This window comes from Mesorhizobium sp. M0563 (assembly GCF_040321065.1).
In the GTDB taxonomy this organism is placed as follows: Bacteria; Pseudomonadota; Alphaproteobacteria; order Rhizobiales; family Rhizobiaceae; genus Mesorhizobium.
The window spans coordinates 12,566-31,730 of sequence record NZ_JAMYQV010000018.1; the positions used below are offsets into that span (position 1 = coordinate 12,566).

General features: G+C 62.4%; 18 protein-coding genes and 2 tRNA genes. 11 read left to right on the plus strand and 9 right to left on the minus strand.

Annotated elements, in window-relative coordinates:
* Positions 1 to 99 precede the first annotated feature (99 nt).
* The 6 genes from NKI50_RS21550 (at position 100) to NKI50_RS21575 (ending at position 5,685) form a co-directional block, all read left to right on the plus strand.
* On the plus strand, positions 100 to 1,266 hold the full coding sequence (locus NKI50_RS21550) for an ROK family transcriptional regulator (RefSeq protein ID WP_352640084.1): 1,167 nt from the start codon (positions 100 to 102) through the stop codon (positions 1,264 to 1,266).
* Positions 1,263 to 2,027, plus strand: a complete 765-nt coding sequence (locus tag NKI50_RS21555; protein WP_352640083.1) for an ATP-binding cassette domain-containing protein — start codon at positions 1,263 to 1,265, stop codon at positions 2,025 to 2,027. The genes NKI50_RS21550 and NKI50_RS21555 overlap by 4 nt, the downstream gene beginning before the upstream one ends.
* A gap of 39 nt (positions 2,028 to 2,066) precedes the next feature.
* On the plus strand, positions 2,067 to 3,107 hold the full coding sequence (locus NKI50_RS21560; RefSeq protein ID WP_352640082.1) for a sugar ABC transporter substrate-binding protein: 1,041 nt from the start codon (positions 2,067 to 2,069) through the stop codon (positions 3,105 to 3,107).
* A 162-nt stretch (positions 3,108 to 3,269) separates the two neighbouring features.
* Complete coding sequence (locus NKI50_RS21565; protein ID WP_352717520.1) at positions 3,270 to 4,265, plus strand: ABC transporter permease; 996 nt, start codon at positions 3,270 to 3,272, stop codon at positions 4,263 to 4,265.
* Positions 4,262 to 5,032, plus strand: a complete 771-nt coding sequence (locus NKI50_RS21570) for an SDR family oxidoreductase (RefSeq protein WP_352495336.1) — start codon at positions 4,262 to 4,264, stop codon at positions 5,030 to 5,032. Before NKI50_RS21565 ends, NKI50_RS21570 begins: the two co-directional genes overlap by 4 nt.
* Positions 5,029 to 5,685 (plus strand): GNAT family N-acetyltransferase, encoded by a 657-nt coding sequence (locus tag NKI50_RS21575; RefSeq protein ID WP_352495335.1) that lies wholly within the window; start codon positions 5,029 to 5,031, stop codon positions 5,683 to 5,685. The genes NKI50_RS21570 and NKI50_RS21575 overlap by 4 nt, the downstream gene beginning before the upstream one ends.
* Before the next feature lie 200 nt (positions 5,686 to 5,885).
* On the opposite strand, the gene NKI50_RS21580 is transcribed toward NKI50_RS21575, so the two are convergent.
* Both NKI50_RS21580 and NKI50_RS21585 read right to left on the minus strand, forming a co-directional pair.
* Positions 5,886 to 6,212 carry a hypothetical protein gene (locus NKI50_RS21580; protein ID WP_352515772.1) on the minus strand — a complete coding sequence of 109 codons (327 nt, stop codon included), beginning with the start codon at positions 6,210 to 6,212 and terminating at the stop codon, positions 5,886 to 5,888.
* A gap of 198 nt (positions 6,213 to 6,410) precedes the next feature.
* A tRNA-Val gene (locus NKI50_RS21585) sits at positions 6,411 to 6,486 on the minus strand.
* Positions 6,487 to 6,703: 217 nt separating this feature from the next.
* On the opposite strand from NKI50_RS21585, the gene NKI50_RS21590 reads away from it, so the two are divergent.
* Positions 6,704 to 6,780: transfer RNA gene (locus NKI50_RS21590), tRNA-Asp, on the plus strand.
* Between the two features lie 235 nt (positions 6,781 to 7,015).
* Here the strand turns inward: NKI50_RS21590 and rbsK are convergent.
* The 3 genes from rbsK to NKI50_RS21605 are packed head-to-tail and all read right to left on the minus strand — an operon-like array spanning position 7,016 to position 9,504.
* The gene (gene rbsK / locus NKI50_RS21595; protein ID WP_352640081.1) at positions 7,016 to 7,957 is read right to left on the minus strand and encodes a ribokinase; all 942 of its coding nucleotides are present in this window, start codon (positions 7,955 to 7,957) and stop codon (positions 7,016 to 7,018) included.
* A gap of 4 nt (positions 7,958 to 7,961) precedes the next feature.
* A complete protein-coding gene (locus NKI50_RS21600; protein ID WP_352640080.1) occupies positions 7,962 to 8,414 on the minus strand; it encodes an RbsD/FucU family protein in 453 nt (150 codons plus the stop codon).
* A 31-nt stretch (positions 8,415 to 8,445) separates the two neighbouring features.
* A complete protein-coding gene (locus tag NKI50_RS21605) occupies positions 8,446 to 9,504 on the minus strand; it encodes an ABC transporter ATP-binding protein (protein WP_352640079.1) in 1,059 nt (352 codons plus the stop codon).
* Positions 9,505 to 9,797: 293 nt separating this feature from the next.
* On the opposite strand from NKI50_RS21605, the gene NKI50_RS21610 reads away from it, so the two are divergent.
* The 3 genes from NKI50_RS21610 (at position 9,798) to NKI50_RS21620 (ending at position 13,643) form a co-directional block, all read left to right on the plus strand.
* Entirely contained in the window at positions 9,798 to 11,462 is a 1,665-nt protein-coding gene (locus NKI50_RS21610) for an ABC transporter substrate-binding protein (protein WP_352717523.1), read from the plus strand.
* Positions 11,463 to 11,590: 128 nt separating this feature from the next.
* Complete coding sequence (locus NKI50_RS21615; protein WP_352640092.1) at positions 11,591 to 12,712, plus strand: carbohydrate ABC transporter permease; 1,122 nt, start codon at positions 11,591 to 11,593, stop codon at positions 12,710 to 12,712.
* Positions 12,713 to 12,725: 13 nt separating this feature from the next.
* Positions 12,726 to 13,643, plus strand: a complete 918-nt coding sequence (locus NKI50_RS21620; protein ID WP_352456619.1) for a carbohydrate ABC transporter permease — start codon at positions 12,726 to 12,728, stop codon at positions 13,641 to 13,643.
* A gap of 26 nt (positions 13,644 to 13,669) precedes the next feature.
* On the opposite strand, the gene NKI50_RS21625 is transcribed toward NKI50_RS21620, so the two are convergent.
* The gene (locus NKI50_RS21625; RefSeq protein WP_352481199.1) at positions 13,670 to 14,413 is read right to left on the minus strand and encodes a creatininase family protein; all 744 of its coding nucleotides are present in this window, start codon (positions 14,411 to 14,413) and stop codon (positions 13,670 to 13,672) included.
* Between the two features lie 5 nt (positions 14,414 to 14,418).
* Complete coding sequence (locus tag NKI50_RS21630; RefSeq protein WP_023717330.1) at positions 14,419 to 14,985, minus strand: SIS domain-containing protein; 567 nt, start codon at positions 14,983 to 14,985, stop codon at positions 14,419 to 14,421.
* 184 nt (positions 14,986 to 15,169) lie between these two features.
* On the opposite strand from NKI50_RS21630, the gene NKI50_RS21635 reads away from it, so the two are divergent.
* On the plus strand, positions 15,170 to 16,192 hold the full coding sequence (locus NKI50_RS21635) for an aldo/keto reductase (protein ID WP_352640077.1): 1,023 nt from the start codon (positions 15,170 to 15,172) through the stop codon (positions 16,190 to 16,192).
* 87 nt (positions 16,193 to 16,279) lie between these two features.
* Here the strand turns inward: NKI50_RS21635 and NKI50_RS21640 are convergent, their stop codons facing one another.
* Positions 16,280 to 16,552, minus strand: coding sequence for an HU family DNA-binding protein (locus tag NKI50_RS21640; protein ID WP_006201846.1), 273 nt, complete (start codon positions 16,550 to 16,552; stop codon positions 16,280 to 16,282).
* A 196-nt stretch (positions 16,553 to 16,748) separates the two neighbouring features.
* Complete coding sequence (lon, locus tag NKI50_RS21645; protein WP_023674656.1) at positions 16,749 to 19,160, minus strand: endopeptidase La; 2,412 nt, start codon at positions 19,158 to 19,160, stop codon at positions 16,749 to 16,751.
* Positions 19,161 to 19,165 lie beyond the last annotated feature (5 nt).

Here is a 19,165-nt window from a genome sequence, read left to right on the forward strand (position 1 = left end):
CGCCAGGTTCGCTGTGCGCGGGCTGTAAATTTATTTTTGAATTCCATTTGACTGAATAAATCTTCGGTGCCAGTCTGGCCTCTCTCGAGGGCGCAAGGCATGGCACTGCGGGGAACCAATCAGGAGTTCGGGCGGCCGTACAACCGGCGCATCGTGCTCGAATCCATTCGCCTTCACGGGCCGATCGCCCGCGGCGACATTGCCAGGCGGGTCGGGCTCACCGTGCAGACGGTGTCGACCATCGTTCGCGAGCTGGAAGAGCACAGTTACGTGTTGTCGCTGCGCGAAGAGCCCAAGGGGCGCGGACTGCCCCCGGCAACGCTGCGGATCAATCCGGAAGGCGGCTATGCCGTCGGCATTCACGTCACCCCGCTCGGCATCAATGCCGCGCTGATCAACCTCAGCGGCGATGTCATCGAGAGCAGCTACCGCGAGGCCCCAAATGCAACGCCCGACCACGCCTTCGAGCTGATCGGCGCCATGGTGCTCGAATTGACAGCACTGCGGCCCGGTGGCCGCGTCCTCGGCATCGGCATGGCGTTGCCCGGGCCGTTTGGCGTGGAGTCCATGAGCTTTGTCGGTCCGACCACCATGACCGGCTGGAAGGATGTGGCGCTGCGCGAGCGGCTGGCCGCCTCGACCGGGCTGCCGGCCTTTTTCGAAACCGACATGGCGGCGGCTGCCATCGGCGAGCGCCTCTATGGCCTCGGCACGGCCTATTCCGAATATTACTATCTCTATTTCGGTGTCGGCCTCGGCGGCGTCATGGTGCATGACGGAGCCGCATTGCGCGGCGCCTGGGGCAATGCCGGCGAAATCGGCCACATTCCCGCTGTGCCGGGCGGCGAGCCCTGCCCGTGCGGCAATCGCGGCTGCCTCGAACGGTATCTCTCGCTCGAGGCGCTGCGGCGCCGCAACATTGCCGACGCCGACTGGGTGAGCGAGATCGCGCCGATCTTCCGCAACGCCATCACCATCATCGAAAACCTGTTCGACCCCGAAACCATCATCCTTGGCGGGCTGGCCTCCACCGACCTGCTCGAAAGGCTGGCCGGCGCAGCTGCGCACCTGCCCAACTCGGTCTCGGCGCGAAGCGACCGCACGACGCCCCGCGTCAGCGTCGCGCGCGGCGGCCAGCATGCGGTGTTGCGCGGCGCCGCAGCGCTTGCCGTCTCAGGGGTGCTTTCGCCACGCTTCGGCCAGATCTTCACCGCCGAACGCGAACGCGGGCGGGATCTCTTGCATAACAAGGGGATCGCGGCATGAGCGAACCGCTGCTGGTGCTCGATAACGTTGCCAAGAATTACGGTGCCATCGAAGCACTGAAAGGCATCAGCTTTTCGATCGGCAAGGGCGAAGTGGTGGCGCTGCTCGGCGACAACGGCGCCGGCAAATCGACGCTGGTCAAGATCATTGCCGGCGGGCTCGAGCCGAGTTCCGGCCGCATGCTGTTCGAAGGCAAGGAATTCCTCGCCAAATCCCCTGCCGAGGCCAAGGCCGCGGGGATCGAGACCGTCTACCAGGACCTGTCGCTTTGCACCAATGTCGACGTGGTCGCCAATTTCTTCATGGGCCGCGAGATCACCAGGAAGGTTCTCGGCATTCCGGTGCTCGACGAGCGCGCCATGGAGCAGGTGGTGCAAAAGGCGCTGGCCAGCGCCGGCACCCGCATTCCCTCGCTTCGCACCAATGTCGAGCACCTCTCCGGCGGTCAGCGGCAGGCCATCGAGCTCAACCGGTTCGTGCATTTTGGCGGCAAGTTGGTGCTTCTCGACGAGCCGTTCGCAGCGCTCGGCGTCGAGCAGACGCGGCGCGGCCTCGACATGATCCGCCAGGTGGCGAGCCAGGGTATCGGCGTCGTCATCATCACTCATATCATGCAACAGGCCTTCCAGGTTGCCGACCGGATCGTGGTGATCCGGCAAGGCGTCGTGGCTGGCGATGTCGCACGCAGCAAAACAAGTCCCGACGCGGTGATCAACATGATCACCGGAGAGACGCTTGCCGGTGCCGGACCGGCGAGCTGAGGGACAAATGAGGGGTCCGGCGCAAGAGGAGCGAACGACATGAAGAAAATACTTCTTTCCGTCTTCGGTATCCTGGCACTGGCCTTTGCCACGCTCACGCCGGCATTCGCTCAGTCCAAGGGCACCGTCTACTACATGGTGCCGACACTGCTCGATGAGTTCCAGACCGGCTCGGTGAGCGCGCTGGAATTGTTCCTGAAGCAGGTCGGCTACGAGATGAAGACGCTGAACGCCGACAACAAGACCGACGCTCAGCAATCGCAGATGAACGACGTCATCGCGCTGAAGCCGTCGGCGATCATCCTTGCCGCCGTCGATTTCAATGCGCTGAAACCGTCGATCGAGGCCGCCCGTGCCGCCGGCATCCCGGTCGTCGAGTTCGACCGCCAGATCACCTCGACGCCTTCCGACTTCACCTCGGTGGCCGGAACCGTCGAGATCGGCTACGTCGCCGCCGATCAGGCGCAAAAACTCCTGACCGCGAAGAACGGCTCGGTGAAAGGCAAGATCCTGCAGGTGCTCGGCGATCCGGGCGACCCCTACACGCTCGACATCCAGAAGGGTTTCGAGGAGAAGATGAAGGCGTTCCCGGACGTCATGATCATCTCGCTGCCGGCCATGCAATGGGCGGCGGATGCAGCCGGGACCATCGTCAACGACCAGCTGCTCGCCAACCCCGACATCGACCTGATCTTCAGCCACGCCGCGCATCTTTCGGTCGCTGCCGTCGCCTCGCTCGAGGCCGCCGGCAAGAAACCGGGCGACGTCATGCTGATGAGTTCGAACGGCGCTCCGGTCGGCCTCGACCTGATCCGCAAGGGCTGGCTCAATGTCGAAGTCGAGCAGCCGCTCTACGCCCAGGCCGCGGCGGTCGCCATGTTCATGGACAAGGTGGTCAACAAGCAGGAGATCAAGCCCGGCGAATATGATGTGCTTGGCCTGAAATCGACCCTGACCAAGGAAGCGTGGGGGCCGAACATCAAGATCCCCGGCGCTGCGATCACCAAGGAAAATGTCGATAACCCAGCCTTCTGGGGCAACATGAAGCCGCCGGCCGAAACCATAAAGCCGGTCGAATAGCGAACTCGCCAGAAGCTCCGGGCCACGCAGGCCCGGAGCCCAGCCCTGCAGCCCGGTGCGTTCAAACGGACGCGCACGGGAATGCTGCAGCAATTTTCAACCGCGCCTGATCTTTCCGACGACCGAGTGGTTCTTCGGGTCATGCGCCAACCGGATCCGCAGATGAACCCTCGCACGCGCCAAACCCTCGAGTTCATCCTCGACAATCTTGTCTGGTTCATGCTGGTCTTCGTGCTGGTGGTCTTTTCCATCCTCATCCCGAACTATTTTCAGCTCGGCATCTTCGCCAACATCATCGAGGCCTCGAGCGTGCTCGGCGTCATGTCGATCGGCTTGGCGCTGGTCATCATCGCCGGCCATATGGACCTGTCGGTCGAATCGGTGGCGGCGCTCAGCGCCATGGCGGTCGGCATCCTGTTCTGCTCGTCGGGCATCGGCCTTGGCATCCAGTTGCAGCCGCAATGGCTGATGGTTCCGGTTTCGCTGCTCATCGGGCTTGCCGTCGGCGCCCTCATCGGCGCTTTCAACGGCTATCTGGTGGTCAGGGTGAAGATGAGCGCCTTCATCATCACGCTGGCCTCCTACATCTGGGTACGCGGCCTGGTGCTGGTCATCTCCGGTGGCCGCTCGGCACAAGACCTTGCGCCGGCAATCCGCTGGTTCGGCATCCAGCGCCTGGGCGGCCTGCCGTTGACGGCCTGGATCGCCATTGCGTGCTTCGTGGTGTTCTCGCTGATCATGGCCAAGACGCCCTTTGGCAGGCACCTGGTCATGATCGGCGGCAACGAGACGGCGACGTTCCGCGCCGGCATCCGCGTCAATCGCAACCTGGTCATAGCCTTTGTTCTCGCCGGTGCCATCGCCGGCCTTGCCGGCTGGCTGCTGGCAATCCGTACCTCCGGCGCCACCGCCAATCTGGGCGTCGGCCTGTTGTTCAACGCCTTCGCCGCGGTCGTCATCGGTGGCGTCAGCCTGAAGGGCGGCGTCGGCACCTTGCCCGGTGTCTATGCCGGCGTGCTGCTGCTCTCCGCCATCAATACGGCGATTAATTTGATGGGCCTGCCGGCCAACTTCACCCAGGTGATCCACGGCCTGCTCGTCCTCGCCGCCGTGCTGCTCGACGCCTTCAAGCAAACCATCCGCCAGAGGCTCGCATGACCGGCCGTCTGGAAGGTAAGGTCGCGCTGATCGTCGGAAGTGCGCGCGGCATCGGCAAGGGCATCGCACAACGCTTTGCCGAAGAGGGCGCGACGCTTGTCCTGGCCGATACCGAGGTTGAGGCCGGGCAAGCGACTGCGGACGAGCTCGGCGCCGCCTTCATACACACCGACATTTCACAGATGGCCGATGCGCAAGCCGCCGTGGCGCTGGCGCTAGCGCATCACGGCCGGCTCGACATCATGGTCCAGAATGCCGGCATCTATCCCTGGCAATTGCTGGAAAACACCAGTCCCGACGATTGGGACCGGGTCATGGCGGTGAATTTGCGCGGCAGCTTTGTCGCCGCACGCGCGGCGCTGGTGCCGATGAAGGCACAGCGTTTTGGCCGCATGCTGTTCACCTCCTCGATCACCGGCCCGCATGTCACCAGTCCCGGCCACGGCCATTATTCGGCGACCAAGGCCGGCATCAACGGGCTGATCCGTTCGGCTGCGCTCGAATTCTCCGGCTACGGCATCACCGTCAACGGCGTCGAGCCCGGCAACATCCTCACCGAAGGCATAGAGCAGCATCGCGGTGCGGCCTTCATCAAGAACATGGAAGACGCCATCCCGCTCGGCCGCCTCGGCAGCCCGCGCGACGTGGCCAATGCCTTCCTGTTCCTGGCCTCCGACGACGCCAGCTACATCACCGGCACGACCATTATCGTCGACGGCGGGCAGCTTTTGCCCGAGGGCAAGGATTTCCGGCTGCTGCCGCCATGATCGTCGATTTCGGCGGCGGTTTCTTCCTGCGCCGGGCGACCACCGCCGATCATGCAGCGCTTGCGATGATCTGTCTCAAGACCGGCGATGCCGGCAAGGACGCCAGCGGCCGCGAGGACGACCCGGACCTGCTCGGCCTCCTCTACACCATTCCCTACCAGGTGCTCGAACCCGAGCTGGCCTTCATTATCGATAGTCCCGCAGGTGCGGCCGGCTACCTGCTTGGCGCGGCCGATACGGGCGCTTTCAATGCCAGCCTGGCATCAGACTGGTATCCCGACCTTCAGCGGCGCGTGGCAGACCCCGGACCCGACAGCTCGCGCTGGCGCGGCAGCGACTGGGCGCGGCATCGGGTCCATCATCCCGATTTCGCTGTTCCGCCTGCGCTGACCGCCTATCCGTCGCATGGCCATATCGACCTGTTGCCGCAGGCGCGCGGGAAAGGCATCGGCCGGCGCGCGATGGCCTTCCTCGAGCAGGGGCTTGCCGCGAGCGGCTCGACCGGCATCCACCTCGAAGTCATGCCGGAGAACGATGGCGCGCTAAGGTTCTACAAGGCGATTGGATTTGAGGTGGTGCAGGACGCTGATTCATCAAAGCGTTGTGTTTATGTGGCGAAACGGATTGCTCACGCTCCGGCGATTGCAGGCTGATCTGCGACAAGCCAATCGCCCAAGTTGCAAAGAACCGGGAGGCCTATGGAAGTACAATGCTGCCGTTCTGCAGCAGCCAGTTGCCCGCGTGAACACCTTTGCCGCGGGAACGAAACCTTCGTCGCGTGCTCCACCGCAGACACGAAAGTCACCAGCATCAACACGGTGCGGGGCTAATCCGAGTGTTGGCGGAGCGTCTACTAGTTCAGTATGGGCGGCAAGGGAACATCCACGACCGTTCCCCCGGCCACAATCGAGAGCACATAAAGCAGATAAATGGCTAATACCAACAGGGCGAGGAATGAACCGCTGGCAAAGACTCCTGCAACCGCGGCGTCGGGATAAGCTTCGACTTGTTCTTTTTTGAAGGTGTCTTCTTCGTTACGGGTTGTCTTCACAACCCGTTCGCCTGGAAGCCGGTTTTTTTCAGCTTCCTTCGATATCTTATCCGCGAGATCTCCTGCGATCACGGGATCGTCCGGAAGATGACTCGCAAGCCATCCAGGAATATTTTCGCTCCCGCCCATGCCCATACGCAATTGAGATACTGCAAGTTGTAGCTTTCGGCAATCGTTTCCCTCATGAGAGGCAAGCAGATCAGACTTAAGTCCCTGCGGAAAGACAGTTTGAATCAGACCAAAGTCCGAGTAGCACAGTGGTCGGACGCGTCTCACCTGGGCGATCAGCTTGAGCGGTGTAGCCCAAACTGAACACATCGAGGAAAATGGTGGGCGATGACGGGCTCGAACCGCCGACATCTTCGGTGTAAACGAAGCGCTCTACCAACTGAGCTAATCGCCCGCCCCGGGCCGGACCTTTAAGCAGTTAGGGCCGGCTTCGCAAGGCCAAATGAGCGGCGAGTGGCTTGGCCGGGAGCCGGTTTCGGCAACAAAGTTCGGCTTGTCAAAAAACCTTCTCCTGTTTGCTGTTATGCTGTCCGGGTCCGCTTGACACCCGGTGGGTTACCCCTTATCCCCCGCCCCAACGACGAACACGGCTGACACGTGCTCGTCCATGCGCGGGTGTAGCTCAGTTGGTTAGAGTGCCGGCCTGTCACGCCGGAGGTCGCGGGTTCGAGCCCCGTCACTCGCGCCATTTCTCCTTTGGGGTCACGTCCCCTTGATGTCGGAGAAATGTCGACGTTGATTTGTCAAAAATCATCTTCTTCGTGACCCAGTCTAGGTCCATTCCTTTCGAATTCTGGCATTGATCCTCATCCATCGACCTGCCCGCCTGTTTGTGGTCGAGCCAGAAGACAATAGCTTCTCGGACAAGAGTCGGGTCTAACCCATTCGCTCCCGCTTACAGTCTCATCCCGCAGTGCCGGGCTTCACCCCTCGGCGAGCAGCGCCTCGACTTCCTGCAGCGTCGGCATGGACGGCGCGGTGCCCGGGCGCGTCACCGAGATGCCGGCGACGGCGCAGGCGAAGCGCACCGCTTCCAGAGGTTCGATCCCCCTCGACAGCGCGGCAGCCAGGCCGCCGTTGAAGGCGTCGCCAGCGCCTGTGGTCTCGACCACCGGGCCGGCGGCGACCGCTGCGACATGCTCGGAACGATCGGCCGTGTGCAGCAGCGCACCCTTTTCGCCGAGCGTCACGATGACCGTGCCAACGCCCTTCTCGAGCAGGCTGTCGGCGGCACGGCGGGCATCGTCGATCGAGGACACCTTGATGCCGGTCAGTTCCTCGGCCTCGGTTTCGTTCGGCGTGACATAGTCGCAAAGCGTATAGATGCGGTCTGGAAGCTTTGCCGCCGGCGCCGGGTTGAGGATGGTGGTCACCCCTGCCCCACGCGCGATCTCCAGCGCCCGCATCGCCGCCTCGATCGGCTGTTCGAGCTGGCTGACGAAGACCCCGGCCGCGCGGATCAGTTCGGCATTTGCCTCGATATCGGCGGGCGAAATCAGCATGGCCGCACCGGGACTGACGATAATGGCGTTGTTGCCGCTCGTCTCCTCGATGAAGATATAGGCGGCACCGGTGTAGCTTTCCGGTGTGTCGATGACAGCGCTCTTCACGCCGGCCGCGTTCCAGGTCTGTCTCGCCATCTCGGCAAAGGGATCGACGCCGAGGCGGGTCAGAAAGGTGACGTCGGCGCCGAGCCGGCCGGCCGCCACCGCCTGGTTGGAGCCCTTGCCGCCGGGGCCGAGCGTGAAGGACGTGCCCAGGATCGTCTCGCCGATGCGCGGCTGGCGGGCGGCGCGGTAGGCCGTGTCGGCGACGAAGACGCCCAATATGACAACAGGCTTCATAACGATCGGTCTGCCCGGCATGTCGCTACTCCGCATCCGGCGGCACGACGCCCTTGCGGAATGCGAAGCAGCCATAGAAGCGGCGCTCGCCGGTCTGGATGACGCAATAGGCCTTCTTGGCGCGTTCGTAGAAGGCATAGCGCTCGACCGAGATCATCGGCCAGGCCTTGCCCTCGGCGGCATCGATCTCTTTTTGCACTTCCTGCTGCACGGCGGGAATCTCGTCCGGCTTGCCGACGATCTCCATGCGCGCGGCGGCATCGTCGACGAAGGTGTCCAGCGGATAAAGCGACAGCACCGCCTTGACGACCTCCGCTGCCGATGCGTCGATGCGCAGCAGCTTGCCAAGCACGGTCTGGCGCGCCACCGAATCGGACGGGAAATTGGTGTCGGCGATAATCAGATCGTCGCCGTGTCCCATCGCCCGCAGCGCCTGCAGCACATCGGCATTGAGCAGGGGATTGAGTCCTTTGAGCATGGTATTCCTCGCGAGGTTTGCTGGGGCGAAATCAGAGCCGCTTGCCGGTCTCTGCGTCGAAGAGATGCACCTGGTCGAGCCGCGGTTTCAGGTGCAGTGTGTCGCCCGGCTTGAACTCGTGGCGTTCACGGAACAGCGCCACCATCTCGCCCTCGCCGAAGCGCAGGAACACGAGAGTCTCGGAACCGGTCGGCTCGACCACCGAAATCTTCGCTGGGACACCATCTGGATGGATTTCGAGATGCTCGGGCCGCACGCCGTAGACGACATTGCGGCCATCTTCCACGGTATTGCTCGATGCGATCGGGAACGGCGTCCCGGCGATCTCGACGACGGGCTTGTCGCCCTTGCGCACGACGCCCTTGAGCAGGTTCATCGAGGGCGAGCCGATGAAGCCGGCGACAAACAGATTGGCCGGCCGGTCGAACAATTCCAGCGGCGCGCCGACCTGTTCGATGCGACCGTCGCGCATCACCACGATCTTGTCGGCCATGGTCATGGCCTCGATCTGGTCGTGGGTGACGTAGATGGTGGTGGTCTTCAGTCGTTGGTGCAGTTCCTTGATCTCGGTGCGCATCTGGACACGCAGCTTGGCATCGAGATTGGAGAGCGGCTCGTCGAACAGGAACACCTGCGGGTTGCGCACGATGGCGCGACCCATGGCGACGCGCTGGCGCTGGCCACCCGAGAGCTGGCGCGGATAGCGCTTGAGGTAGGGGTTGAGGTCGAGGATGTCGGCGGCGCGCTTGACCCGCTCAGTGACCACCGCCGGATCAGTTTTGCGCAGCTTGAGAGCAAAGGCCATGTTCTGCTCGACCGTCTTGTGCGGATAGAGCGCGTAGTTCTGGAACACCATGGCGATGTCGCGCTTGGCCGGCGGCAAATGGTTGACGACGCGCTCGCCGATGGCGATGGTGCCGCCGGAAACCGTTTCCAGCCCGGCCACCATCCTCAGCAGCGTGGACTTGCCGCAGCCGGAAGGCCCGACCAGCACCACGAACTGTCCGTCGGCGATGTCGACGCTGACATCGTGCAGAACCTTGACGGTTCCGAACGCCTTGGCCACATTGCGGATCGCGACTTGAGCCATCATTCCCCCTTCAGTTGCCGTGAAGCTAAACAACGCAAACGGCGAGGGCAAGTCGGTCTCTTATAGATAAAAAACCCATTCACGTTGACACCGCACTTCGTTGTGCGAATAGTGACAGTGCCCGGCTTATGACCCTGTTACGGGCGCACCGGTACGCTTGTCCGGCACTCAATGCGAGGCGTCGCGGGAGGGAGAATTCGGGCCGCTATTTACGGGAGTCGCTGTCGTTGGGGAACATAATCGGCGCTCCACCATCTGAACCAATTCACGATTGATCTTCTGGGAGGAACGAGATGAAAGTCAGCCTTTTTAACCAACTTGTCCGCGCCGGGGCCACCCGCCGCGACGTGCTGAAGGGAGCGGCCAGCATGGCCGCCCTCGCCGCGGCCTCAAGCGCCGGACTTGGTGCCCTGACGCGCCCGGCTGCGGCCGCCGATGACCTGCGCGCGCAGATCCTGCAGATCCCGGGCGTCGGCAAGGGTCAGCCGACCGATGCCGATTTCCAGCAGGTCGGCGAGCTTTGCCTGGGCGCCACCAAGGCCAATGTCAAGGAAGGCGAATTCGCCGGTGTCGAACTCACCTTCATGGGCCTCAACAATCAGAACCTGCACAATGTGCTGTTTCGCGGCTTCCTGAAGCCGTGGGAGACCTATACCGGCGCCAAGATCAACTGGATCGACCTGGCGCAGGCTGACTACAACGCCCGCCTGCAGCAGTCGATTGCGACCGGCACCGTCGATTTCGACATCATCGAAATGGGAGCACCGTTCGAAGGCGACGTCTGCGGCAAGGGTCTCACCTCCGAGATGCCGGACTGGGTCAAGGACCAGATCGACATGAAGGACGTCGTGGCCTATCTGCAGCCGCCGGTCGGCACCTGGGACGGCAAGCAATATCGCGTCACCGTTGACGGCGACGCGCATAACTTCAACTACCGCACCGACGTGTTCGCCGATGCCGACCTCGCCAAAGCCTGGAAGGACGGCGGCGGAGAAGGCGAATGGGGCGTGCCGAAGACCTGGCAGCAGGTGCAGGCGGTGACGAAATTCCTCAAGGGCAAGCAGGTGAACGGCCAGGATGTCTTTGGCTACCTCGATGCGCCCAAGCCCTGGGGCGGTTTCGGCTTCTATTTCCTCGGCAGCCGCGCCAGCGCCTACGCCAAGCATCCCGATGACAAGGCATGGCTGTTCGATGCCGACACGATGAAGCCGCGCGTCAACAATCCGGCATGGGTGCGGGCGATCCAGGACGTCATCGATGCCCTGCCCTCCGAACCTGCCGACCAGATCAACGCCGACCCGAATACCACCGCCTTCCAGCAATTCCTGGCAGGCACCGGTTCGATGGTCACCTGGTGGGGCGACGTCGGTTCGAACGTCAAGACCAACGATTCCTCGGTCGTCGGCGACATCACCGGCTTCTCGATCCTGCCGGGCTCGGACGATGTCTACAACTCCAAGACCGGCCAGTGGGACAAGCTCGCCAGCGGGCCGAACCATGCGCCGAACTGCGCCTATCTCGGCTGGGGCGTCTATGTCATGGCCCGCGTCGACGGCGACGAAAAGAAGAAGAAGGCGGCCTGGTCTGCCGCCGCCCATCTCGGCGGCAAGGACCTGTCGCTCTGGTGCGCGGCCTATCCGTCGGGTTTCCAGCCCTATCGCAACTCGCATTTCAACATTCCGGAATGGGTGGCGGCGGGCTACGACGAGGCGTTCATCACCTCGTATCTGAAGTCGGAAGCCGACAGCTACAACCATCCGAACGCGGCGATCGAGCCGCGTATCCCCGGCATCTTCCAGTATTACAGCGCCGCCGAGGACATTTTGGCCAACACCTTTGCCGGCAAGATGAAGGCGCAGGAAGGCGCCGACGCCATCGCAGCCGCCTGGGAGAAGCTGACCGACCAGATCGGCCGCGACAACCAGATCAAGCTCTACAAGGCCTCACTCGGCATGTAGGTTGAGATAGTGAAACTTGGTCCGGCGGCGTACAGCCGCCGGACCTCCCCTTGACCGACTTGGCCTCGACCGGCTCGGCCGGTCATCGAGCCTCCTGTGAACGGGCAAGACGCGTGGCTGACCGGACCCTGGCTGACCAGACTCTGTCGACAAGTGAATGGCCGGCAGGCGCCGTGCCATCCGACCTGATACCGCGGAGCCGCAAACGGCTTGGCTGGGCGCTGATGGCTGCTGCAACGCTAGGCCTTCTGGCGGTGATTGCGCTGCAGATCCTTTACAAGAGCGATGTCGACACTATCGGCTTCGAGACGTGGCGGCCGGTGGTCTACGCCTATGTGCTGTGGGGTGTCGCGCTCGGCATCGGCCAGGTGCTGACGCGCGGCGAGAATGGCCAGCGCGCGTTGTTCCTGCTGCCGGCGCTGCTGTTCACCATTGCCATGGTGATCTTCCCGACATTGTTCGGCTTCTACATCGCGCTGACCGACTGGAACCTCAGTTCCTTCAGCGGCCGGCAGTTCAACGGGCTCGACAATTTCTGGCAGATGCTGAACGACGCCTATTATCGCAACGCCCTGTTCAACATGGTGCTCTACGTGCTGGCCGTGTTCGTCGAATATGTCATCGCCTTTGGCCTGGCGCTGCTGCTCAACGCGCAGATCCGGGCGCGAAAATTCTTCCGCGTCGTCTTCCTCATGCCCCTGATGCTGTCGCCGGTGGCTGTGTCGTGGATGATCGGCAAGTCGCTGATGGAATACCGCTTCGGGCCCGCCGCAACGCTGGCGCGGCATCTCGGCTGGGAAAACCCGGCCTTCTTCTCCAATCCGATCACCGCCCGCATTTCGATCATGGTGCTCGATGCCTGGACGTTCATCCCGTTCATGATGATCATGCTGCTCGCCGGCCTGCAGGCGATGTCGCGCGAGGTGCTCGAGGCGGCGCGTGTCGATGGCGCCACCGCCTGGCAGACTTTCTGGCAAGTCACCTTCCCGCTGATGCTGCCGGTGTCGGTGACGGCGGTCATCCTGCGCATCATCTTCAAGCTGAAGCTCGCCGATATCATCATCACTGTCACCTCCGGCGGCCCGGGCGGCGCGACTGATTCGGTGTCGAGCTTCATCTACCGCGAATATCGCGACCGCTCGAATGTCGGCTACGGCACGATGCTGGCGATGGCCTATTTGGTCATCATCATTGTCTTCGTGACCTGGCTGCTGAAATTCGCCAGCCGCTTCGTGCGCAACGTCAACTGATCGGGCCGGCAAGATGAGCGTTCAAACCACCGACTTTGCCGCCTCCGAAATCCGCTCGCCGGCGGCGTTCTTCGCCAACCGCGTCTTCATCTACGGTGCCCTCATCTTCTGGGCCTTCATCTGCCTGTTCCCAATCTATTGGACGATAACCACCTCGTTCAAGACCGCGGTCGACGTCACCCAGGGCCATCTGATCCCGTTCGTCGATTTCAAACCCGACTGGAAGGGCTGGCGTTCGCTTGGCCTGTCGCCGGACTCGATCTTTCGGACGTCGACGGTGCGCGACGAATTCATCAAGCGCTTCATGAATTCGGTCATCACTTCGGTCGGCGCGTCGACCCTGGCCATCGTCATCGGCAGCCTCGCCGCCTATGGGCTGACCCGCTATCGTTACAAGTTCGCCTGGTTCAGGAACGAGGACATTTCCTTCTTCTTCCTGTCGCAGCTGATCCTGCCGCCGGTGGTACTGGCCCTGCCCTTCCTCGTGCTCTACCGGGAAGTCGGCCTGCTCGACACGCGCGTCGGGCTGATCCTGCTCTACACGCTGATGGTGCTGCCGATCGTCATCTGGATCATGCGCGACCAGTTCAATTCGATCCCTGTCGAGCTGGAGGAGGCAGCACTCGTCGATGGCCTGTCGATCTGGGGCGCCTTCTTGCGCATTGTCATGCCGATCGCGCTGCCGGGCATGGTCGCCGCCTTCATCCTGGCGATGGTGCTGTGCTGGAACGAGTATTTCTTCGCCGCGCTTTTGACCTCGACCGATGCCAAGACCATTCCTGTCATGGTGGCGAGCCAGACCGGCTCACAAGGCATCAACTGGTGGTCGATGGCAGCGCTTGCCACCGCGGCCATCACACCGCTCGCCGTCATCGGGATCGCGCTCGAGCGTTACCTGATCATGGGCATGACCGCGGGCGCGGTGAAATAACTGCGCCGGGAGAAGGAAAAACCGCACTAACCCAAAAGTGTTGCCCGCAAATGATCGAGGATCATGGCAACCCCTTTTTGCCCCAGTTCCGCCGAGGCTTCGGGCGCACTTGCCGTGTACCAGCCGGTGTTGTCGGCGAAGCGGCCGGCATCCACCGCTTCCGGGCACAGCGCCAGCATCAGTGACGTCTCGCCGGTGCCGGCATGGTCGAACGGGTACTGGCTGTGCATTGAAGCCGGCATCAGCGGATGCACCTGTACCCAGTTGAAGAAATTGCTGCCCTCGGCGTGCTCGGCATAATAGTCAGCCATCGCCGCAGAGCCCCACCAGCCTTCGCCGCGTTCTTTCTCCAGGAAGCGGAAGATCGCTTGTCGGCCGGCGCCCTTGAAGGCGAGATCGGTTGGCATGCCGGCAGCAAAATTCTCGGTTTGGTGGTGAATGATGGCGTGGATGTTGCGGAAGCCAATGCGCAGCAAGCTGTAGAACAATTCTTCCGCAAATGGCGCCAGCACATTGCCGCCGACCTGCACCGAGCCGCTGCCTTCCGGCGCCGCAACGGCATAGCTTGCCGCGCCGTAATAGAAGGGCGGCAGAATGACGATTTCGGCCTCCGTTTCGAACAGTTCCAGGCTCTTGACCACGGCCAGCGTGTCCATGCCGACGGCCATGTGCTCGCCGTGATATTCGAGCACACCGAGCGGCAACACGACCGGCCGGTTCTCGGCGATCGCCTTGCGGATCTGGTGCGGCAGCATCAGTTCGTAGCGCATGACACCTACTCCATATTGGTGTGGCGGGCGCGCATCGCTTCCGGCGAGACGCCGGTCAGATCCCTGAGCTTCAGCACCATCACTTCGAAGAGGACGAACAGCGCGCCTTCGAACACCGAGCCCATCGGCAGGACGGATGTCTTTTCCGGACCCTGGTCGTCGGCCATGGTCTGAGCCGGGATAAGCAGCGTGAAGTCGGCCAGCTTCGCGGCAGTGCTGTCGGCTTGCGCGGTGAGCAGCAGGACGACGGCACCGGCCTCGCGCGCGACCCGCATCAAGGTCAGCACCGTCGATGTCTCGCCCGGGCCGGAGCTGGCGAGGAAGACATCGCCCGCGCCCAGCGGCGGCGTGGTCATGTCGCCGACGACCGACACCGGCAGACCGAGATGGTAGAGCCGCATGGCAAAACCCTGGACCTGCAGCGCCTCGCGGCCGCAGCCATAGGTGACGATCTTTTTCGCGCCGGCCAAGATGGCGCAAGCCGCGTCAATGCGGCTTTCGTTGATACGCTCCAGCACGGTGCCAAGCTCGCTCAGCGCAATCCCAAACAGGTTTTCGCCGTCGTCCGTCATGACATTTGCACCAGCTTGCAGGTACCGGAGAACCACATGAACATCTCAGTCACATTTGCCCCGAACAGCTTGTTTTCATTCATGCTATCACCGCGAAAATTGGTGTCCAACGGCACGCAGTGCTTTTGATGCGCTACAGCCGTGATAGTGTCACGGCAAATCGCAAATGAGGAAACGACAGCATATGAAGACACGGCATTTCGACCGCATCGGCAATGGCGGCATCAACTTCACCGAGCTCGGCTTCGGCACCGCGCCGCTCGGCAATCTCTATCGCGCCGTGTCCGATGAGGATGCCAATGCCACGCTGGAGGCGGCATGGCGGGTCGGCTGCCGCTACTACGACACAGCACCGCTCTATGGGCTCGGCCTCGCAGAAACGCGGCTTAATCCGTTCCTGCGTTCGAAGAGGCGCGACGACTACGTGCTGTCGAGCAAGGTCGGGCGCATCATGCGCGCCTGCCCGCCGGAACAGCGCACCGGCATCGGCAAGTTCTTCGACACGCCGTCGCGCCGCGAGGCCTACGACTACAGCTATGACGGCGTCATGCGCTCGTTCGAAGCCTCGCTGGAACGGCTCGGCGTCGACCGCATCGACATCCTCTTCGTGCACGATGTCGACATCTTCACCCATGGCAGCAAGGAAGCCTCGGACCAGCGCATCCAGGAATTCATGAGCTCGGGCTACTATGGATTGCTGGCACTGCGCGACCAGGGCGTGATCAAGGCGTTCGGCGGCGGCATCAATGAGTGGCCGGTTGCCCAGACGCTGGCCGAGCGCGGCGATTTCGACCTGTTCCTGCTTGCCGGGCGCTATACGCTGCTGGAGCAGGAGGCGCTGCAGTCTTTCCTGCCTCTATGCCAGCAACGCGGCATCGGCATCGTTCTCGGCGGGCCGTACAATTCCGGCATCCTGGCAACCGGGCCGAAGCCCGGCGCCTACTACAATTATTCGGAGGCGCCGCAGGATATCATCGACCGCGTCACCCGCATCGAGGCCGTCTGCAAGCGCCACGGCGTGCGCCTGATCGAGGCGGCACTGCAGTTCCCGCTGCTGCATCCTTCGGTCGTGTCGGTAGTCCCGGGCGGCCAGCGGCCGGGCGAAGTCGAAAGCAATCGCTCGCTGCTCGACACAAAACTGCCATCGGCGCTGTGGGCCGATCTCAAGAAAGAAGGCTTGATGCGCACGGATGCGCCGACGGCATAGCGCCGCCTTTCCAACGACCTGCGGGCACAGAAAAGAAAAACCGGATATGCCGGCTTTTCTTTTCTCTGAAAGACTTTAGGAGGGCGCTTAGTTGACCGCGTCCTTGAGGCCCTTGCCGGCCGAGAACTTCGGCACGGTGCGCGCCGGGATCTTCACTTCCGCACCGGTCTGCGGATTGCGGCCGGTCGACGCGGCGCGTTTTGACACGGTGAAATTTCCGAAGCCGACAAGCCGGACATCGCCGCCCTTTTTCAGTTCGCCGGTGATGACGGAAAACACCGCATCAACCGCCGACTGCGCGTCACCCTTCGAAATACTCGCGGCATCGGCGACAGCGGACACCAGTTCGTTCTTGTTCATAAAAATTCCCTTCCATGAGAAAACCGGAACACTCGACTCATCCGGCAGGAAACGGACTTTAGAAAGAAGCGCTCCGCCAACCAAGTCGAAAAGCGCCAAGAAAGTCGAAAAAAGCCCGGAAATCCGGGGTTCTTCACATGAAAAAGCCGGGCTCAAGGCCCGGCTCTCTCTTTGTGCATTGCAACTTTAGCAAGAACTAATGCGCCAGCGATTTACCAGCCTCGTCTCCGACATCGACCACGGCCGGCGCATTGACGGGTTCGACCCACTGGATCGGTTCCGGCATGCGCACCAGCGCATGGCGCAACACTTCGCCAACGCGTGAGACCGGAATGATCTCCATGCCGCTCTTCACGTTCTCCGGAATCTCCGCCAGATCCTTGGCGTTCTCTTCCGGGATCAGCACCTTCTTGATGCCGCCGCGCAGTGCGGCAAGCAGCTTTTCCTTAAGGCCGCCGATCGGCAGCACCCTGCCGCGCAGCGTGATCTCGCCGGTCATCGCCACATCGGCCTTGACCGGGATACCGGTCAACACCGAGACGATCGCCGTCGCCATCGCCACGCCAGCCGACGGTCCGTCCTTAGGCGTTGCGCCTTCTGGCACGTGCACGTGGATATCGCGCTTGTCGAACAGCGGCGGCTCGACGCCGAAATCGATGGCCCGCGAGCGGACGTAAGAGGCCGCCGCCGAGATCGATTCCTTCATCACGTCGCGCAGATTGCCGGTCACCGTCATGCGGCCCTTGCCGGGCATCATGACGCCTTCCACCGTCAACAGCTCGCCGCCGACTTCCGTCCAGGCGAGCCCGGTGACCACGCCGACCTGATCGTCGCTCTCGACCTGGCCGAAGCGAAAGCGCGGAACACCAAGGTAATCGGCAAGATTGTCCGCCGTGATGTTGATCGTCTTCTTCTTCGTCTTCAGGATCTCGGTCACCGCCTTGCGCCCGAGCTTCATCAGCTCGCGCTCCAGGCTCCTGACGCCCGCTTCACGGGTGTAGGTCTGGATGATGCCGCGGATCGCGTCCTCGCCGACGGAGAACTCCTTCGGCTGCAACGCGTGGTCGCGGATCACCTTGGGCATCAGGTGACGCTTGGCGATTTCGATCTTCTCGTCCTCGGTGTAACCGGCGATACGGATGATCTCCATGCGGTCCATCAAGGGCGCAGGGATGTTCAGCGTGTTCGCCGTCGTCACGAACATCACGCTCGACAGGTCGTATTCGACCTCGAGGTAATGGTCCATGAACGTCGAGTTCTGCTCGGGATCGAGCACCTCGAGCAAAGCCGATGACGGATCGCCGCGGAAATCCTGGCCCATCTTGTCGATCTCGTCGAGCAGGAAGAGCGGGTTGGATTTCTTCGCCTTCTTCATCGACTGGATGACCTTGCCGGGCATCGAGCCGATATAGGTGCGGCGGTGACCACGGATCTCGGCCTCGTCGCGCACGCCGCCCAGCGCCATGCGGATGAACTCACGACCGGTCGCCTTGGCGATCGACTTGCCGAGCGAGGTCTTGCCGACGCCGGGAGGTCCGACGAGGCACAGGATCGGCCCCTTCAGCTTCTTCTGGCGGCTCTGCACGGCGAGGTATTCGACGATGCGGTCCTTGACCTTGTCGAGGCCGAAATGATCCGTATCGAGCACGTTCTGGGCAAAGGCCAGATCCTGCTTGACCTTGGAGTTCCTGCCCCACGGGATCGACAGCAGCCAGTCGAGATAGTTGCGCACGACGGTCGATTCAGCCGACATCGGCGACATCGTCCGCAGCTTCTTCAGTTCGGCTTCTGCCTTTTCGCGGGCCTCCTTGGAGAGCTTGGTCTTCTTGATGCGCGCCTCGATCTCGGCGGCCTCGTCGCGGCCGTCCTCGCCTTCGCCGAGCTCCTTCTGGATCGCCTTCATCTGCTCGTTGAGGTAGTATTCGCGCTGCGTCTTCTCCATCTGGCGCTTGACGCGCGAGCGGATGCGCTTCTCGACCTGGAGCACCGAGATTTCGGCTTCCATGAAGCCCATCGCCTTCTCCAGCCGTTCCTTGACGGAAAGCGTGGCGAGCATCTCCTGCTTCTCGGGGATCTTGATGGCAAGATGCGAAGCGACCGTGTCGGCGAGCTTGGAATAGTCGTCGATCTGGCTGGCGGCACCCACCACTTCGGGCGAGATCTTCTTGTTCAGCTTGACGTAGTTCTCGAAGTCGGTGACGACGGAACGGGCCAGCGCCTCGACCTCGACCTCTTCCTCCTCCGGTTCGACCAGCGCCGCAGCACGGGCTTCATGGAAGTCGGGACGGTCGGTGAACGCGACGATTTTCGCGCGCGAGGCGCCTTCGACCAGCACCTTCACGGTGCCGTCCGGCAGTTTCAGCAATTGCAGCACATTGGCGAGCGTGCCGATGTCAAAGATGGCATCGGGCTCCGGATCGTCGTCGGCGGCATTCATCTGGGTCGCAAGCAGGATCTGCTTTTCCTGACCCATCACTTCTTCCAGCGCCTTGATCGACTTTTCACGCCCGACGAAGAGCGGAACGATCATGTGCGGGAACACCACGATGTCGCGCAGTGGGAGGACTGCGAAGACGCCGTCGCTGGGAGCCTTGGATAATTTGGCCATTGTCC